We start from the raw sequence: 17,095 nt of genomic DNA, 5'->3' as shown, positions 1-17,095 counted from the left end.
TTTCGTGTTGCTGCGATGCCCCTGGAACGCGCCCCTTCTTGAATCTTCCCGTGCCCTGCTTTTCCCCCGTGACTACTTCGTGGGCGGCACGCGGTCCCCGCCCTGGCGCTCGAACATCCACCCCGGGTATTCGGGCGGGAGCTTCGAGGCGGCGTCGAGCTTCGCGAGCTGCTCGGGCGTGAGCTTCAGCGTGGTGGCGGCGAGGTTGTCCTCGAGCTGCTGGTCGTTCTTCGCGCCGATGATGAGGGTGGTGACGTGCTGCTGGTGCAGCAGCCACGCGAGCGCCACGCGCGCCACGGAGACGCCGTGCTCCTTCGCCACGCCGTCCATGACGTCGATGATGTCGTAGGCGCGCTCCTTGTTGACGGGCGGGAAGTCGAACTCGGCGCGGCGGCTGCCCTGCGGGCCCTGCTGCTCGCGGCGGTACTTGCCGGACAGGAAGCCACCGGCCAGCGGGCTCCACACCATGAGGCCCAGGTGCTGGTCCTTCATCAGCGGCACCAGCTCGCGCTCCAAATCACGCCCGGCAATCGTGTAGTAGGCCTGCAGGGACTCGAAGCGGGCGAGCCCCTTCGCCTCGCTGATGCCGAGCGCCTTCATGAGCTGCCACGCGGCCAGGTTGGACGCGCCGAGGTAGCGCACCTTGCCCTGGTGCACGAGGTCATCGAGCGCGCGCAGCGTCTCGTCGAGGGGCGTGACGGCGTCGTAGCCGTGAATCTGGTACAGGTCGATGTAGTCGGTGCCCAGGCGCTTCAGGCTCGCGTGCACCGAGTCCATGATGTGGCCGCGAGACAGGCCGACATCATTGGGGCCCGGCCCCATGCGCCCGCGCACCTTGGTGGCGAGCACGACGTTGGAGCGCTTCGCGCCGAGGGCCTTTCCGAGGAGCTGCTCGGAGACGCCGTTGGAGTAGACGTTGGCGGTGTCGAAGAAGTTGATGCCCGCGTCCAGGGAGCGGCCCACGAGCTTGTCCGCCTCCGTCTGTCCCTGTGTGCCGACGACCTTCCAGAAGCCCTCACCGCCGAAGGTCATGGCGCCGAAGCACAGCTCCGAGACGAACAGGCCGGTACGGCCGAGCTGCCGGTAATTCATGTGCGTGCCACCTCTGTTTGGGGGGATTTGCGGGCGGAGGCTTAACGGGCTCGAGTAGACGGCGCAGCACAACCCGTGCATGAGGGACGCCGTGCGTTTCGTGGGCTGGGATTTGACGGACCCGTACTCGCGCGCGTGTCGCCCGGTGGACATCGCGGAGGTGGACGCGCGCGGACGGGTGCGATTCTCGGAAGCGCGATGGCCCGCGCGCCCGGCACGGAGTCATGACTTCGACCCCGCGGCCCTGGCGGCGGCGTTCACCGTGGAGCGTGACGACGTGGTCGTCGTGGACGGGCCTCAGGCGCTGGCGAGGCCGGGGGCTTCGGTGCGCGAGGCGGAGCGGTTGCTTCGTGCTCCCGGGAGGACGCCGGATGTGCTGCCCGAGCTGGGCCGTCCGTTCTCCGGCTTCGTGCGAGGGAGCGTGTTGCTGTTCGCCGGACTGCGGGCCCGGGGTGGGCTGCCCATGCTGGACGTGGACACGGCGTCACTGAGTGAGGCGCGGCTGTTCGAGGCGTTTCCCGGCGCGGCGTGGAGGGTGCTGGCTGTGGAGAAGTTGGGGGCAAAGGCGTCGCGCGAAGGGCGCGAGCGGCGGAGGGCGGTGCTGGAGACGCGCGGCCTTCGCTTTCCGAGAGGGGAACTACCCACGCATGACCAGCTTGATGCGGCGCTGTGTGCGTGGCTGGGGTGGTTGACGAGGAAAGCGCCAGAGCAGGTGGTGGCGGTGGGTGCGCCGCTCACGGTGGATGCGCATGGGTGGCTGCGTGAGGGGCGCATCCTGGATTTGCTTCCGGCGTGGTGACTTCCGCGCGAGGCGGAGCTCAGCCCGTGTCCGTTCGTCTTCCTCGGGCAGGACCGGATGGAGCCCATCCTCCTGCGGGCCGCGCGCGAGCAGGGCGCGGAGGTGCGCTTCCGCCACGAGCTGATGTCCTTCTCGCAGGATCCGGACGGTGTGCTGGCCACGGTCATCGACCGGGAGACGGGCGTGGCGTACTCGGTACGTGCGGACTACCTCGTCGGCGTGGACGGCGTGCGCAGTCCGATACGTGAGTCGCTCGGCATCGGGCAGCGCGGGCGCGGTTCCTTCGGCCACAACATCTCCACGCTGTTCGACGCGGACCTCGCACCCGTGCAACGGGAAGTGCCGCTCGGCTTCGCGGTCCTCACCCACCCCGAGGCCGGCGGCGTCATCGTGGCCACGGCGGTGCCAACACCGGCATCCATGACGCGGCCAATCTCGCGTGGAAGCTCGCCGCCGTGCTGAAGGGCCATGCAGGGCCCGCGCTGCTCGCGACGTACGACACGGAGCGACGACCCGTGGCCGCGGCCACCGCGAATCAGGCGGCACTGCTCGCACTGCTGATGATGGGCAAGGAGCGCCCGGACGACAGTGGCATGGCGCATGCCTCGTGCGTCCGGATGGCATGGTGGCGGCGCGGTGGAGTGGCTCCGTTCCGGATGCGGAGCGTGCGTTGGCAGCCACGCTCGACGCGGTGCTGTTTCGTGGGGAAACGATGAGCAGACCGTGAGGATTCCAGGGGGGCCGTGGCGCAGGGTGTGCCCATGCGCCAGTGGATCGGATGCAGCAAAGTTGGTTCCTCTACGAGGACGTGCTGGGCTCGCGAACCTGTCGCGATGACGAGAAGACCTGGCCCGACGTCTTCCGCGCCGCCTGCCTGTACCTCGTCGAGCTCTCCGGCCTCTCCATCCCCGCTGAAGACGTGTTCTGAGCCCGTTGTCACTGCTGTCCACGGCGTTGACAGTGACGGGGCCGTGGACCCGGTGACTCCCTGAGGTTCCGCGCGGTTGGAACGCGGCACCGAGCTGGCCACCCCGTTGCACAGAGAGCAGGGCATGACCGCTGCCTTCTACCTGCTGCTCGCCATCGGACTGCTGGGCGCCTTCGACGTCCTCTACTTCCACATGTGGCGCGGCCGCCTCAACGAGCGCGCCGAGTGCCAGCGCGAGGTCCTCTGGCACACCGTGCGCCACCTCATCTACGGGCTCCAGTTCCTCTGGGTGCCGCACCTGCGCTTCCAGGGCGCGGCGCTCGGCCTGCTCGCGGTGCTCTACGCGGCGGATGTCTTCGTTGCCTGGGCCGATGTCTGGGAGGAGCGCGACAGCCGCGCACCCCAGGGAGGCCTGCCTCGCGGTGAGTACTTCATGCACGTGGTGCTCAGCGTGCTCGTCGGGCTGTACCTCATGTCCATCTTCCACGCCGTGTGGCCCGACCGGCTCCTGCCCACCGGGCTCCGCGTGGACCCTCCCGCTGTTCCCGTGGCCCTGCGCACGCTGATGACGGTGATGGGCGTGGTGGCGCTCGCGTCGTTCGCTCGCGACCTGGCCCGGTGGTTCGCGTTCCGCCGCGTGCCTGTGGCCTCGCTCCCGAAGCAGCCTCCTCCTCGCCGCATCGTCGTGGAGGCGCTCATTCCTGCTCCCGTGGAGCTCGTCTGGGAGCGCACGCAGGACCCGAAGCTGCACACGGCGTGGGACGTGCGCTTCACCTCCATCCGCTACCTGCCGGAGTGTGACTCGCGCGGCTTCCACCTCATGGACTACCGCACGCACCTGGGCTTCGGCATCGAGGTGAAGGGCTGGGGCCGCTACCTCACGAACACGCCGCTGGTGCGCTCCACGTTCGAGTTCGGCTCGGAGGACCTCCGCAGCCTCATCCTCAAGGGTCGCGGCCTCTGGCTCTACGAGCGCAGGCCCGAGGGCACCTTCTTCAAGACGGTGTTCGACTACCAGACGCGGCACGGCGTCGTGGGTGAGTTGCTCGATGCGGCCCTGTTCCGCCCGGTCATGCGGCTCGGCACGGAGTGGGGCTTCGAGACGCTGCGCCGCTGGTGCGCGGGGGATGAGGGCGCGCTGGTGCGGGGCCGCTCGCGGTGGCACTTCGCGCTGTTCTGCATTGCTCGCGTGCTGGGCAGGGCACCAGCTCCGGGGGCGGCTCGGAGCTGGCTTGGCTCCGGCAATGAGGGCCGTGAGTCAGTGGCAGCTCCCTCCTGTGGAGAACTTGTGGAGGTGTCACCGTGAGAGACCGGGCCCTGGCTGAAGCGGTGGCTGCCGATTCACCACAGGGCAGTGTGAAGCGCTTCGGACGGAGATCATCGGAGGCGGTCTTCTCCGAACCATGTGCGGCTGGCGACGAGACGCCACACGAAGCGTCGGGATGGGAGGACACTCCGATGAGCCCTGCTGCCTCCACGTCCACTGAAGCTCGGAAGTGGATGCCCGATACGTCATCGGACCTTGCTCCCTCCGAGATCGCGGATGCCCGCAGGTGGTTGCCCGATGATTCGTCGGAAGAAGCACTCCGCGCCTTCGTACTCCGTCAGCGCGCGTCCCGCCGCGCGGTGACACTGCTCGCGGACTTCTACCGGACCCACCCCTGCCGCATGGCGAAGGTACACCTGCTCGTCGCGAGCGCAGTGGCCCTCGGCCGCTTCTGGGGCGTGTCCGCTCCGTTCGCACGCCTGGGCGCGGCGGTGTTGCCGGTGGACTCGCTGGGACGACCGCGCACTCCGGCCTGGGCGTCCTACGCCCGGGCCTGTGTGGACGGACTCCCCCTGGAGATTCGCGACGAGCGCTGGATTGAAGCCCACCTCCAGGACGCCGCCGAGGCACGAGAGGCGGGACATGAAGCCGCCTTCCTCGCGGAGGCACGCGCGCATGAGGGTGAGCCGCTGTGGCGTCTCCTCGTGCAGCACCTGGAGATGACGCTCGGCTCCCGCTTCTTCGACCCGCCGGCCCTCGCGGGTGCCGTGTCGGGCGAGGCGGCCATGGCTCACGGCATGGCCGTGACGCTGCGACGTCTGCTGCGCGCGGGGTGGACTCTCCTCCAGCACTATGCATTCGCCACCGCTCGCGCGGTGCTCTTCCCCCGCTGGCCTGACTTCGTGGGACTCGTGGGCGAGCGGCGCGCGGCCGGATTGCTGCTGTCCAGCTTCATCACCGCGTGGGCTGCGGCCGGTGTGTATCGCCGAGGCATCCGAGCGCTTCATCGCGGCCAGTGCGTGAGCCCGACGGAGGCGTGGCCCCTGCTCGCGGCCACGCTCGGCGAGGACGTGGCGCGAGTGGACCCTCGCGTGGTGCGCTTCTACAACAACCCCGGTGCTTGGGCCGTGAGTGCCTCCGTGGAGCTGCGCACGCGCACGGCCCGGGCCATCGCCTGGGTGGCCACGCGGTTGCTCGGGCAGGGTGTGTCGGAGCATGGCGCTCGGGCCTTCCCCTCGCGCTTCCGCACCTTCCGCCGCGAGGATGGCTCCATGCACTTCGTCCGCGAGCTGTACTGCGACGGAGTGTTGCGCGTGTTCGACTCAGACTTCGTCGTGCGCAACGGCCGGCTCTACGAGGTCTTCATCGAGCACGGGCTCGAAGTGGAGCTGGACGTCCGCGTGCTGGAGGACGGCGGCGTGTCGCTCCGAGGCCGCCGTGTGCGGTGGCATGGACTGCCGGTGCCGCAGTTCGGCCTGCGCGTCGAGTTCCGCACCCACCCCGCCCCGGAAGGCTCCGAGTCCGTGGACATCATCGGCACGCTGTCCCCCGAGGGCAAACACGAGGACCCGCCAGGCCGCATCCACTACGCCGCCCGGCTCGATGAGGTCCGCGCGACGCAGGCTCCGGCCGTGGCCTGAACGTGAACACGTCCACAAGTTCTCCACAGTGCAGGCTCACGCCCTGCGCTTGCCTCCGCTTCGGGTGGGGCCTCGGAGGCCGAAGGCTCGCGCGGGCACGGCGCGCCGGGGGCTCGGCGTCACCTGTGGCCTCTCCCGGTCCTCGAAGGTGAAGTCCACGTAGAGCGCGCCCACTGGGGGAGTGCTCGTCAGGCACCGCGAGCGGAGCCTCGAGACTCCGTTCCCCTCGGAGATGACCGCGTACCTCGGCTTGCTGCTTCCCACGGGGAGGATGGCATCGAGGATGTCTTCGCCCGGCGTGCCATGGTCCCCCGCCTGGAGGAAGTGCACCGGCCTCAGCACATCCCTCCGTTTCATCAACGTCCAGCTCCGCGCGCCCGCATCTCCAGCGAAGAGCAGCCTCCAGCCACGCCACTCCAGGCTGAAGACGATGCTCGTGTTCTTCGCCGCCGTGTCGATGGCTATCAGGTCGTCACCCATGCCCTGACGCCGCCACGAGAGCAGGTTGTAGAAGGCACTCGCATCCACTCCGGCCGGAGGCGCGGGCACATGGAGCGACGCGCCGCCTCCCGGCTTTCGCTCCAGTCCCAGCGCTACAGGGAACACGCGGCTCGTGTATTCGCCGGCCTCCACCTCGGGCGCCCAGACCTCCAGCTTCGCTTCCTTGAACGGGTGCGCTCCCTCCAGCTTCGCGCCACGGCACACGTAGTGCGTGCGTTCCGCCAGGTTCCGAAGGAGCTCCGCGTGCGCCTCCGCCTTCCGGTAGTCATTGCCGAGGAGCAGCGATGGCACGGAGCCACGCGCCGCCTCCGGCCTCAACCGGCAGTACTCGCTCAGGTCGTCGTAGAGGGCCTTCTGCCTCGCGAGCTGTCGCGCCGACTCACCGTGCTGCTTGGAGTAGTCCGGTGCCGCCGAGGCCGTCAGCCAGGCATGGCGGGGCTTCAATTGCTCCGGTGGTTGCGACTCCCGCGCAGGGTCCAGGTGCTCGTGCGACAGCACGTAGAGGTCCAGCGGAGCGCCGTCCAGTTGTGACAGCACATCCTTCACCACGGGACGGAACACCGGGTCCTCGCCCATCAGCACATGGCCCGCGTCGACGAGCAGGTGCCGCACCGTCGTGTGGCCCGTGTCCGCATCCCGGTCCGGCACCGACACGAGCAGCGTGTCCCCGAACCGCGCGCTGTAGGTCCTCACTCGCAGCGTGGCCATCACCCACCTCCACCCTGGAACCGCCGTTCCTCCACCATGTGCAGCATGTGCGCCGTGCCCACCACGCGGAGCACTCCGCCGGAGGTCTCCGCCTGGATGGCTCCACACAGCGGCTTCCCATCCGGACCGAACGCCTTCTCCCCTACGCGCAGCAGGTCCTCGTCCATCAGCCACCGCAGCATCCCGTCCCGCTCCAGCTTCTGCATCGCGCTCCGGTCCGACGTGAGCAGCACCCGCACGCGCCGCGTCTCGCAGTCGATGACCAGCGTCGTGCCGAACGTCACCTGCCTCCAGTCGGGCAGCTCGCCACCGGGCACCGCGTCGGGCTCGTCCAGCTTCCAGGAGACCTTGAAGATGCACTCCCGCACGGGCTTCTTCGCGTGCTCGCCCGCGTAGGAGCGCTTCTTCACCACCAACCTCGGAGCGATGTGGAACGAGCGCCCCCTCGGAATCCGCAGGAACCCACGGTGACGGTTCGCGAAGTCGTAGGCGGCCCAGTCGCTCTTCGCCAGCGTGTCCAGGTCCACTCGCGCCAGGGCGGAGTGCTCGTAGTTCGTCCGTGCGCGCAGCTCGTCCGGATGACTCACGATGCCCCGGCGCATGAACTCCTGGCACAGCCACTCGCGCGGCTCGCCGCTGTCCGGGTGCGCGGCCTCGTCCGCGGCGAGGATGGCCCGACCCAGGTCCGCGAACGACACTTCTCCCGGTGGCAGGTAGTCCAGCCCCCGGTACAGGCTGCGCTTGAAGCGTGACGTCGCCACCGACAGCGCCTTGCGCGACACGCGCCTTCGCGCCTCCTGCCATTCCGGCTCGGCCACGAAGCCCTGGTTCTCCAGCGGCGGTGGCGCGGCCACTTCCTCTGGCGTCATTGATTGCCGCGCCGTCTCCGCCGGAGCCACCAGCGACGTGCGCGCCTGCTGCTTGCGCGTGAGCTCGTCCTTCAAGGCCTCGTGCAGCCGCAGCAGCACGGAGTAGAGCGCGCCGGCGAGCACCTCGCTCAGCGCGTGCGGCTCCAGCGTGGTGACGACGTCCTCCGGCTTTCCTCCATCCATCGGCTTCAGCGTCTTCTGGTTGAGCAAATCCCGCAGGTGGGCCGGGTGACCCAGCGCCCTTCCGAACTGCTCACCGATGGCGCTGAACGCTCCGGAGCTGGCGATGCTGCCCTGCTGCGCCTTCAGCACCTGACGCACGAGCGGCCGGCATCGGAAGGCCGCGAGCGCCGCGGTGAGGTCCGCCACCGCTTCATGCATCGCGAGCGCCTGCGGCGACAGCGCGTGGTACAGGTCCGGACAGATGCCATCCAGCACCGCGTGCGCCGTCTCGTGCGCGATGATGTCCTGCGAGTGGCAGGTGTAGATGCGCTCCTCGGAGCGCTCGCTCAGCGGATGGCGGAAGTAGAAGAACTGCAGGCTGCGCGACTCGCGCTGGTAGAAGGCGTTCGCCCACTCGCCGGCCTGGGGCACCACGAGGAGCTGCGGACCCTCGAATCCCCAGCACACCTTGCGGCCGAGCGCATCCTCCTCCTCGAACATCTCCAGCGTCCGGAGCACCGCGCCGAAGACGCTCACCTGGATGACGTCCGCCGCATCCAGGCGAGCCGGGTCCTGGAGGCGGAAGGTGCCCGGGTCCCCATCATGCTCGGGAGCCTGGAAGCGCGCGCCCCGCCTCAGCCTGCCGGTGCTCGCGTCCAGGTCGAGCACCGCCACGCGCGGCGACACGGGCCCGTCCAGCACCACGTCCTCGCTCCGCAGGTGTACCCATTCCATCGCCTCCATGCCCCGCTCACTGGCGGCGACCGGGTCCTGCACGAAGACTGGAATGCGGATGTCGACGGCCATGCCCTCCTCCCTGTGCTTCCTCAAAGGTGGAGTGACGGGTCCGCGGATGTGATGCACCCAGGAGGCAGGCCAGGGGCGCGCTCGACGCTCGCCTGCCCACCGCTGCTATGGTGCGGCACCCATCATGAAGCCACTGCTCCTGTCGGTGCTGTCCACCATCAGTGTTGTGCTCGGCGTCGTCGGACTGGTCGTCCTGGTCTGGGGATTCCTCCGGATGCGGAAGACGGCCCGGACGAAGCACTGGCCCAGCACGCAGGGCACCATCCGCTCCTCCAAGGTGACGTCCCGCGAGGCGCCTCCGCTGCGGCAGGAGTTGAGCAACGACGACGACGACGATGCGCCCAAGGGGAAGCCCCAGGTCCTCTACCGCCCGCAGGTCGAGTACACCTATACGGTGGAGGGTCAGACCTATACGGGCACGGCGCTGGGCCTCGACGTGGTGGAGGTCAGCAGCCGCGAGCACGCCCAGGCCCACGCCGCGCGCTACGTGCCCCGCAGCCCCGTCACGGTCTTCTATGACCCGGAGGACCCGAGCCAGGCCCTGCTCGAGCCCGGCCTCCAGGCCACGTCCTGGGCCATCCCCGGCGCCGGCGCCGCCTGCCTCATCGTCACCACGGCCTTCTACTTCTTCATCCGCTGGTACAGCGGCCGCTGAGCGCCCTCGGCGAGCCATGTAGGCCGAACGCACACCTGGAAAAGATCCAGCAACACGCAACCCGGCGCTACATGCCCCCGAGAATGGAACACGTTTTGATTTTCTGACCTGGAGTGTCCCCCATGACCACCAAGAGCCTGCAGGGCTTCAACTTCCGTGGCCTGACCACGGGCTTCAAGCAGACGGAAATCGCGAAGCCGCAGACCCAGAAGAACCAGGTCGCGAAGCAGCCGGACAAGAAGAACACGCACATCGACGAGAACGGCCGCTACAAGAACAGCTTCGAGACCGGCCAGCAGATCAACAAGAACTACAGCAAGAGCTACTCGCACGGGGACACGAGCGACCTCTTCACGCCCAACGCCAACCAGAGCAAGGCGGGGAAGCTGGCCTCGAAGCTGCCCGGCATGACGCTGGCCGAGGGCTCCTTCGAGAAGAGCGTCGTCGGCTACGGCAAGTCCGGCGCCTTCAACAGCGGCATCGCCCAGGGTCAGGGCAGCTTCTCGGTGGGCGAGCTGTCCGCGAGCGGCAGCGGCAAGGTGTCCTTCGAGGGTGGCGCGCTCAAGGCCGTCGGTGACCTGAAGGCCACGGCCACGCTGCTGCACGCGCAGGGCAACGTCAAGATTGGCAAGGGCGACTACAACCTGCAGGCCTCGGGTGAGGCGTACGTCGGCGCCCAGGCGAAGGCCCACGGTGAGCTGACCATCGACCCGGCCAAGGGCATCTACGCGGCCAAGGTCGGCGGCGAGGCCTTCGCCGGTGCGCGCGCCGGTGTGGAGGCCCAGGCCAACCTCGGCAAGTTCGGCAGCGTCGGTGGCCGCGCCGAGGCGTGGGCCGGCGTCGGTGCCTCGTTCAACGCGGAGCTCGGCTTCAAGAACGGCCGCCTCAAGGCGCGCTTCGACATCGGCGCGGCGCTCGGCGTGGGCTTCAAGCTGGGCTTCAACGTCGACATCGACCTCAAGGGCATCAAGGACACGGTGAAGAAGGTCATCGAGAAGCCGGTCGAAATCGTGAAGGACGTTGCCAAGAGCGTGGGCAACGTTCTGAAGAAGCTGAAGTTCTGGTAGCGCTCCGCCACCAGTACCCACACCCCCGGGCGCGAGCCGTCCGTGGTGCTCACCAGCACCACGGGCCTCGCGCCCTCTGTTTTCAGGGCTCCCCCCTCCCCTGGCATACTCCCCCGCCATGACCACCCAGAGCATGCAGGCGCTGTTGAAGGCCGGCGAGGTCGACAAGGCCCGGGCACTCGCGGAGAGCGCCCTCACCAAGAACAAGGACGACCGGGGCGCGCTGCTGACGCTCGCCAAGCTGGCATCGGTGGACGGGGACTGGGCCCGCGCGGAGGAGCTCGTCAACCGCGCGACGAAGGGCGGCGTGGAAGACGCCGACTCGCGCCTGGTACGCGCCGCGCTGGCCTCCTCGCGGGGTGACACCAATGGCGCCCGCGCCCTCTACACGCAGGTCATCCGAGAGGCGAAGCCCCCGCGCGCCGAGGCGCACTTCGGCCTGGGCTACCTGCTGGCCGCGGAGGAGGACTTCGCCGGTGCCCGCAAGGCCTTCGAGAAGGCGGTGGAGCTGGAGCCGGACGTGGCGGCGTACCGCTTCCACCTGGCCCGCATCCTCCTCGCGCTGGAGGAGCTGAAGCTCGCGCTGCCGCACCTGGAGCGGGCGCTGGAGCTCAACCCGACGCACGCGCCCACCTACGTCATCTGGGGCGTGGTGCTGCAGCAGCTGGGCGAGATGGAGACGGCGGAGAACCTGCTGCGCCAGGGCCTGAAGGTGCTGCCGGACAACGCGGACCTGCTCAACCAGCTCAGCGCGGTGCTCGCGGCGCGCGGCAACGTGGCCGAGTCCTTCGGCATCGCGAAGCGCCTGGCCGTGGAGTACCCCGACGACGTGTCGGTGCAGGGCAACCTCGCGCGCATGATGATGGCCACCGGGCACCGGCAGGACGCGCTGGACATGTGCCGGAGCCTCGCGGCGCGCGGGCTGTCCACCGCGCAGACGAAGTCCATCGAGGCGATGGTGCTCGAGTCCATCGAGCCGCCCGACATCGCGGGCGCGATTACGGCCTGGCGCGAGGCGATGGACCTGGACCCGGAGGACTGGTCCGCGGCCAACAACCTGGGCAACCTCCTGATGCGCGTGGAGGAAGGCGACGCCGACGAGCGCCTCACCGCGGCCGCGGAGATTCTCGAGGAGGCCCTCCGCCGGGCACCCTCGCGCGTGGAGCCGCTGCTCAACCTGGCCGTCGTCACCGCGCGCAGGGGTGACAAGGCCAAGGCCCAGGCGCTGGCGCGCGACGTGCTCAAGAAGGCCCCCGCCAGCGAGAAGGACCTCCGCGAGCAGGCGGAGCGCCTCATCAAGACGCTGGGTTGAGCCACCGCTCCCTCAGCGCACCGGGTTCTCGTGGTGGCCGTGGCCCGGCCCGCCGAAGGTTCCCGGCCACGGCTCGTTGGCGGGCATGAGCCCTGGCATCGGGAAGCGCAGGAAGCGCGCCCGGCTGTAGGCGAACGGAGGGTCGCACTCGCCGCAGGTGGAGGCGCCCTCCATCGTCACCAGCGCCCCCGGTGCCAGCTCCATGAGCTGCGTCACCGTGCGCGGCGTGAAGTTGAGCGGGCACTGGAAGGCCTCTCTCCCGTTCTTCATATTCACGCCCACCAGCAACCGCTGGTTGTCGCTCTCCGCCGTGGTGAGCAGCACCGTTTCCGGCGGCAGCCCCTTGCCGGCGGGCCACGTGGCCAGCCGCAGCTCCTTCGTGTCGAGGCGCTGTCCCGCCCGCAGCGTGTACGTCCACACCGGGCCCAGCGCCGGCAGCCCATAGCCCTTCAGCTCCGTGGCGGTGCCCCCTCCCACGCCGGAGTTCACCGAGGTGCCCGGCGCGCTCGGCACCGCCACCTCGCGGGTGGCCACCACGCGGCCGAACTCCTGCGGAATGGAGCCCAGCGGCGAGCCGTCCGCCGTGCTCAGCGCCTGCGTGCCGTGCTCGGACATGAGCATGCCGTCCACCACCGCCAGCTCGCCGGCACGGAAGGACTCCGTCTTGTGCCAGCGCGGCACCCCGTCCGAGGAGAACGCCATCAGCAGCGAGGGAGAGCCCGGCTGCAGCGGCGCGCCCACGTTCACCGTCTGGGCGAAGGACACGTACAAGTCCCCCACCGCGTCGGACGCGACACCGAAGGGGTGCGGGTGGTTGCACTCGGCCAGCAGCGGGTCCGACAGCTCCTGCGCGGACACCATGCGGCCGAAGGCATCCAGCACCACCAGGAAGTACATGCGGCACAGCGTCTCGCGCGGCTGCCCGGCGGGGTACGCCTCGAAGAGGGCCGCGAGCCGGTCCGGCGCCATCACCGCCAGCCGCGCCAGGAAGAGCGTCAGCGACTTCTGCGCGAAGTCCGGCCGCTCGCTGGCCAGCGTGAAGGTCCACCGCGGGCGGCCCGTGGCGCGCTCCAGCAGCGACACCGTGCCGTCCTGCGGCAGGTCCATGCACAGGAGCCTGTCATTCCACAGCATGCACCGCCGTGCCGGGTCCGACGCGCGCACCGGCCCCTCGCTCGCCGCATTCAAAATCGAGTTGCTGTAGAAACCCGAGAGCGTCACGTCGCCGTCGGGCCCCACCAGCAGGTCGTGCAGGTTCTCCCCATTGGCCCGCGCGTCGTAGCTCCAGTCCGCCGTGAGCGGCCTCGCGTCGGGGCGCTCGCACACCGAGCCGTTGCAGTGGCCCTCCTCCTGGCACGGGCTGGCGGCCGCGCACACGAAGCCGTCGGGCAAGTCCCTCCGCGCGCACCGGCCCTCCACGCACACGTCCGCGGAGTCACACCCGCGCTCCGAGCCGCAGAAGGTGCCATCCGGCGCGTCCGCCAGGCCGCAGCCCTTCACCGGGTCGCACGTGCCCACCTGGCACTTGCCGTCCCCCGGGCACGGCGGCGCCGGCACCGTCTGGCAGCCGTCCAGCGCGTGGCACACGTCCGTGGTGCAGGCATTGCCGTCATCGCACGCGCGCTCGCGGCCCTTGCACCGGCCCGCCTGGCACGTGGCCTCCGTGAGGCATGCGTTGCCCGGGTCGCACGAGGTGCCGTCCGGCAGCACCGTCTCCACGCACCGCTCCGTCACCACGTCGAAGGTGGACGCAGTGCACGTCACCGGCGTGCAGTCGGGAATGGCCTTCCCCTCGCCCACGAGCACCAGCTCCACGCGGCCGCCGTCCGACGCCGTGCCGACGACGATGATTTCATTCGTCCCCACACCCGAGGGCGAGAAGCGCAGGCGCACCGGCACCTCCCCCGCCTCCACGCGCGAGGGCAGCACGTCCACCAGCTTGAAGGGCGACGTCACCTCCGTCCAGGTGACGTCCAGCGGCGCGCGGCCGCCGTTCACCACCCGCACCTCTGCTTCCTTCACGGTGCCGGGGTACGCGGCGGGGAACTCCACGCGCTCCGTGGACAGCCGCAGCCGGCCCACCGCGCCCACCAATGGCTTGTCTCGGCAGGCGAGGCCTGTCGTCAGCACCACCGCCAGCAGGATGAACGTCCGTCCCACCCCGCCAGCTCTCGTTGCGTGCGCCATTGGGTGCCCTCCCGGTGACGTCGCCTATAGCCCTCGCGCGCGAAGGATGCGAGTGGGGCTGCCCGCAAGCGCCCACCGCTGTCGGACAGCCACCCTCCGCGGTTGTCGCAACCGCATTGCGAGTGCGTCAGCGCCATCTTTTTGCGGCATCCCTCGATGCACTCCGGGACAGGGTCCGCGCGCACGAGCAGACATGCCACGTGCACGAGAGAGGCATGGCTCCCACCTGGCGCGACAGCGGCGACTTCAAAGAATTCAGACCTGTGCCGGAATGTGCCGGTGATTTTTTCAGGTGGGCCCGGGGCACCTCGCCGCAACCGCGCGGAAAGGCTGGACCGCGTGAGGGTACGGTTCTGGCAATCGGCTACAGGCATGATCTCCGCCGACTCCGCCGTCACGTCCCAGTCGTCGCAGGCCTTCACCGTGCTCATCCCACGTGGACTGCAGGCCACGGTGGATGGATTGCCGTCGGAAGCCCGCCAGGAGCTGCTGGCCGAGCTGTTCCGCATGGCCGCGCTCGCCCACCAGGAACGCAGCCTGCTGCCCTCCACGGCGCCCTACACGCTGCGGCTGGAGCTGGCCGGCTGCCAGGTGAGCGTGGAGCTGGACCCGGCACGCTCACGCCTCACGCTCGCGGGGCTCGTCCGGGCCCGGGCGTCGGCCTGAGACAGGTGACACGCGACGGGTCGAGTCGATGTCACGACGTGCCGGATACGAAGAATCCTGGGACCTGACCTACCTGGTGGAGCAGCTTCGGGAGCTGATCGGCCGAGACCTCCAGCTCCAACCCGAGCTGGCCGACGAGCTGGAGGACACGCTGGACAGCCTGGTGCTCCGCAACCAGCGCCTGCGAGGGCTCCAGCGCATGGCCCACGCGGAGCGCGAGCCGGATGACCTCGCCGTGCTCCGTGGCGCGCTGGAGAACATGGACCGCGAGCTCATGGACCGGCTCCCGGTGCTCCTGGAGCGGCTGCGCGCGGTGATTCCGTGAGCCCCCCGGCCCGGCCCCCCGCCCGTCCACAGGCACGTTTCTCCATGCACCGGCTGCTGCTTCTATAGGTTCATAAGAGGTATTGATCTAACGGTGGTAGAAGCAGGGGCCTCGGACTTGGGGACAAGTCAGCAAGCGCGCGAGATGACTCAGGAATTCGCTCCCTGCTACATGTGGGTAAATTGGAGGTTTCCCCCGGGCTCCCACAGGTGTTGATCCACGGCCCTGTTTCTCCACAACCCCATCCACACTGTCCACAGGCCATCCACAGGCAGCGAGTGGATGCGTGGACAACCCAGCGTGACGGCGGATTCTCACGGGACGTCCGCGAGCTACAAGCCTGTTATCGTCCGTGCCGGTGAGGGTCCCCGGGAGCGGGGCGCTGGTGGAGGATTGGCCCATCGACTTCTATCGGGGCGAGCGCATTGGAAAGTACGAGGTCGTCACCCAGCTTTCCGTGGGTGGCATGGCGGAGCTGTTCCTCGGCTTCACCTCGGGGCCGGGTGGCTTCCGCAAGTACGTGGTCATCAAGCGCATCCTTCCGGACGTGCGCGACAACGAGCAGTTCGAGCGCATGTTCCTCGACGAGGCGCGCATCACCGCGGCCTTCAACCACCCCAACATCGCGCAGGTGTTCGACCTGGGGCAGGAGGACGACGGCCTCTACCTGGCCATGGAGTTCATCGCCGGGCAGAACCTGAACCAGATTACGGGGGCCAGCCTGCGCCGCAAGGAGCAGCTGCCCATCGGCTTCACGCTGTCGGTGGCGCGCGACGTCTGCATGGCGCTGCACTACGCGCATACCTTCACCGCGCCCTCGGGCGAGCCCAGCCCCGTCATCCACCGCGACGTCGCGCAGAAGAACGTCATGGTGACGTACGACGGCGTGGTGAAGCTGCTCGACTTCGGCATCGCCAAGGCGAAGGGCAGCCTGGAGCGCACCAGCGCGGGCACGGTGAAGGGCACCACCGGCTACATGTCCCCCGAGCAGGTGCGCGGCGACAAGCTGGACGGCCGCAGTGACTTGTTCTCCGTGGGCGTGATGATGCACGAGCTCCTCACCGGCGCGCGCCTCTTCGCCGGCAAGGACGAGCGCGACGAGATGGTGAAGATTCTGGAGGCGCCCATTCCGTGGCCCTCGCACGTGGCGCCGCACGTGCCGGAAGCCGTCTCCAAGGTGGTGATGCAGGCGCTGGAGCGCAGCCGCGAGAAGCGCTTCCGCAACGGCCGCGACATGGCCCGGGCGATTGAGGCGGCCGCGGGGCCCCTGCTGATGGACTCGGACCACTGGGCCTCGATGATGAAGGAGCTCTTCGCCGAGCGCATGGCGGCCACGCGCGCGCTGCTGGAGAGCGCGGAGGGCACGGCCAGCCCCACCATGGTGGACAAGGCGAAGCGCGCGCTTCGCGGGGAAGACGGGCCGTACCTGCCGGAGCGCGTGGACGACTCCACGCCCCAGGGCGGACTCTCCGCGGTGCCGCGCAATCAGCCGCGCCGGGCACCCGCGAAGGGCGGGGAGAGGCAGCCCGCCGCGGCCGGCACCGGGAGCAAGGGCTCCTGGCTGTCGAACGCGCTGTGGGGCCTGTTCCTGCTGTCCATCCTGGTGGGCGGTGCCTATGGCGCGTGGCGCCTGTCGCACGTGCTGAACGCGACGGTGGAGCCCGTGCCCGACCCGAGCACCTTGCAGAAGTTCGACTCGAAGCTCCCCGTCTTCCGCGAGCCGGGCACGCCGGTGCCGGACGCGGGCTCGGCGGTGGCGCAGGTGCAGGTGAAGGTGGAGCCGCCTCCGACGGAGCGGCCGACCGAGGCCCCGGCGCGCAGCAAGGGCAAGCTGACACTGGTGGTGACGCCGGACGCGGACGTGTACCGCGGGAAGAAGAAGCTCGGCCGCACGCCCATGTTCAACGTGGCGCTGCCGGTGGGCGAGCACAAGCTCTTCATCATCGGCCCGGACAAGAAGAAGCGCGTGCTGGCCGTGCCCATCAAGGCCGGAGAGTCCACCCGGATGAAGCTGGCGCTGGCGGCGATTCCCGAAGGGTGAACAGTCCCCGCGATTGAAGGGCATCCCGGGGCGCGCTCCGCTATCTTCGCCGCCCCAACCTCCACTCCG

16 protein-coding genes are annotated in these 17,095 nt (G+C 69.4%); 12 read left to right on the top strand and 4 right to left on the bottom strand.

Features of this window, described 5'->3' with window-relative positions:
- Window positions 1–72: 72 nt before the first annotated feature.
- Window positions 73–1,092, bottom strand: coding sequence for an aldo/keto reductase (locus ACVTJA_RS00225; protein WP_465832725.1), 1,020 nt, complete (start codon window positions 1,090–1,092; stop codon window positions 73–75).
- A 91-nt stretch (window positions 1,093–1,183) separates the two neighbouring features.
- Between ACVTJA_RS00225 and ACVTJA_RS00220 the strand changes: the two genes are divergently transcribed.
- The 6 genes from ACVTJA_RS00220 to ACVTJA_RS00195 all read left to right on the top strand — a co-directional run bounded on the left by ACVTJA_RS00220 (window position 1,184) and on the right by ACVTJA_RS00195 (window position 5,726).
- On the top strand, window positions 1,184–1,891 hold the full coding sequence (locus ACVTJA_RS00220; RefSeq protein ID WP_465832724.1) for a DUF429 domain-containing protein: 708 nt from the start codon (window positions 1,184–1,186) through the stop codon (window positions 1,889–1,891).
- 57 nt (window positions 1,892–1,948) lie between these two features.
- A complete protein-coding gene (locus ACVTJA_RS00215) occupies window positions 1,949–2,353 on the top strand; it encodes an FAD-dependent monooxygenase (protein ID WP_465832722.1) in 405 nt (134 codons plus the stop codon).
- On the top strand, window positions 2,347–2,607 hold the full coding sequence (locus tag ACVTJA_RS00210) for a hypothetical protein (RefSeq protein WP_465832721.1): 261 nt from the start codon (window positions 2,347–2,349) through the stop codon (window positions 2,605–2,607). Before ACVTJA_RS00215 ends, ACVTJA_RS00210 begins: the two co-directional genes overlap by 7 nt.
- Before the next feature lie 62 nt (window positions 2,608–2,669).
- Window positions 2,670–2,819, top strand: a complete 150-nt coding sequence (locus tag ACVTJA_RS00205; RefSeq protein WP_465832719.1) for a hypothetical protein — start codon at window positions 2,670–2,672, stop codon at window positions 2,817–2,819.
- A gap of 124 nt (window positions 2,820–2,943) precedes the next feature.
- Window positions 2,944–4,125, top strand: coding sequence for an SRPBCC family protein (locus tag ACVTJA_RS00200; RefSeq protein ID WP_465832718.1), 1,182 nt, complete (start codon window positions 2,944–2,946; stop codon window positions 4,123–4,125).
- Window positions 4,126–4,277: 152 nt separating this feature from the next.
- Window positions 4,278–5,726 (top strand): hypothetical protein, encoded by a 1,449-nt coding sequence (locus ACVTJA_RS00195; RefSeq protein ID WP_465832716.1) that lies wholly within the window; start codon window positions 4,278–4,280, stop codon window positions 5,724–5,726.
- Between the two features lie 36 nt (window positions 5,727–5,762).
- On the opposite strand, the gene ACVTJA_RS00190 is transcribed toward ACVTJA_RS00195, so the two are convergent.
- Window positions 5,763–6,935: a hypothetical protein gene (locus ACVTJA_RS00190; RefSeq protein WP_465832715.1), complete on the bottom strand. Its 1,173-nt coding sequence runs from the start codon at window positions 6,933–6,935 to the stop codon at window positions 5,763–5,765.
- Entirely contained in the window at window positions 6,935–8,773 is a 1,839-nt protein-coding gene (locus ACVTJA_RS00185; protein WP_465832714.1) for a gluzincin family metallopeptidase, read from the bottom strand. The genes ACVTJA_RS00190 and ACVTJA_RS00185 overlap by 1 nt, the downstream gene beginning before the upstream one ends.
- Before the next feature lie 124 nt (window positions 8,774–8,897).
- Between ACVTJA_RS00185 and ACVTJA_RS00180 the strand changes: the two genes are divergently transcribed.
- The 3 genes from ACVTJA_RS00180 to ACVTJA_RS00170 all read left to right on the top strand — a co-directional run bounded on the left by ACVTJA_RS00180 (window position 8,898) and on the right by ACVTJA_RS00170 (window position 11,807).
- Complete coding sequence (locus tag ACVTJA_RS00180) at window positions 8,898–9,428, top strand: DUF3592 domain-containing protein (RefSeq protein ID WP_465832713.1); 531 nt, start codon at window positions 8,898–8,900, stop codon at window positions 9,426–9,428.
- Window positions 9,429–9,550: 122 nt separating this feature from the next.
- Window positions 9,551–10,495 (top strand): hypothetical protein, encoded by a 945-nt coding sequence (locus tag ACVTJA_RS00175; RefSeq protein WP_465832712.1) that lies wholly within the window; start codon window positions 9,551–9,553, stop codon window positions 10,493–10,495.
- 118 nt (window positions 10,496–10,613) lie between these two features.
- Window positions 10,614–11,807: a tetratricopeptide repeat protein gene (locus ACVTJA_RS00170; RefSeq protein ID WP_465832710.1), complete on the top strand. Its 1,194-nt coding sequence runs from the start codon at window positions 10,614–10,616 to the stop codon at window positions 11,805–11,807.
- A gap of 12 nt (window positions 11,808–11,819) precedes the next feature.
- On the opposite strand, the gene ACVTJA_RS00165 is transcribed toward ACVTJA_RS00170, so the two are convergent.
- Window positions 11,820–13,967, bottom strand: a complete 2,148-nt coding sequence (locus ACVTJA_RS00165; protein WP_465832709.1) for a tenascin-X — start codon at window positions 13,965–13,967, stop codon at window positions 11,820–11,822.
- A gap of 399 nt (window positions 13,968–14,366) precedes the next feature.
- Here ACVTJA_RS00165 and ACVTJA_RS00160 point away from each other — a divergent pair, with 399 nt between their 5' ends.
- The 3 genes from ACVTJA_RS00160 to ACVTJA_RS00150 all read left to right on the top strand — a co-directional run bounded on the left by ACVTJA_RS00160 (window position 14,367) and on the right by ACVTJA_RS00150 (window position 17,026).
- A complete protein-coding gene (locus tag ACVTJA_RS00160; RefSeq protein ID WP_465832707.1) occupies window positions 14,367–14,660 on the top strand; it encodes a hypothetical protein in 294 nt (97 codons plus the stop codon).
- 28 nt (window positions 14,661–14,688) lie between these two features.
- Complete coding sequence (locus ACVTJA_RS00155; protein ID WP_465832706.1) at window positions 14,689–14,985, top strand: hypothetical protein; 297 nt, start codon at window positions 14,689–14,691, stop codon at window positions 14,983–14,985.
- 352 nt (window positions 14,986–15,337) lie between these two features.
- A complete protein-coding gene (locus ACVTJA_RS00150; RefSeq protein ID WP_465832705.1) occupies window positions 15,338–17,026 on the top strand; it encodes a serine/threonine protein kinase in 1,689 nt (562 codons plus the stop codon).
- Window positions 17,027–17,095: the final 69 nt, after the last annotated feature.

The organism is Pyxidicoccus sp. M6, from assembly GCF_055568925.1.
This window is presented reverse-complemented; position numbering and strand designations above follow the sequence as displayed.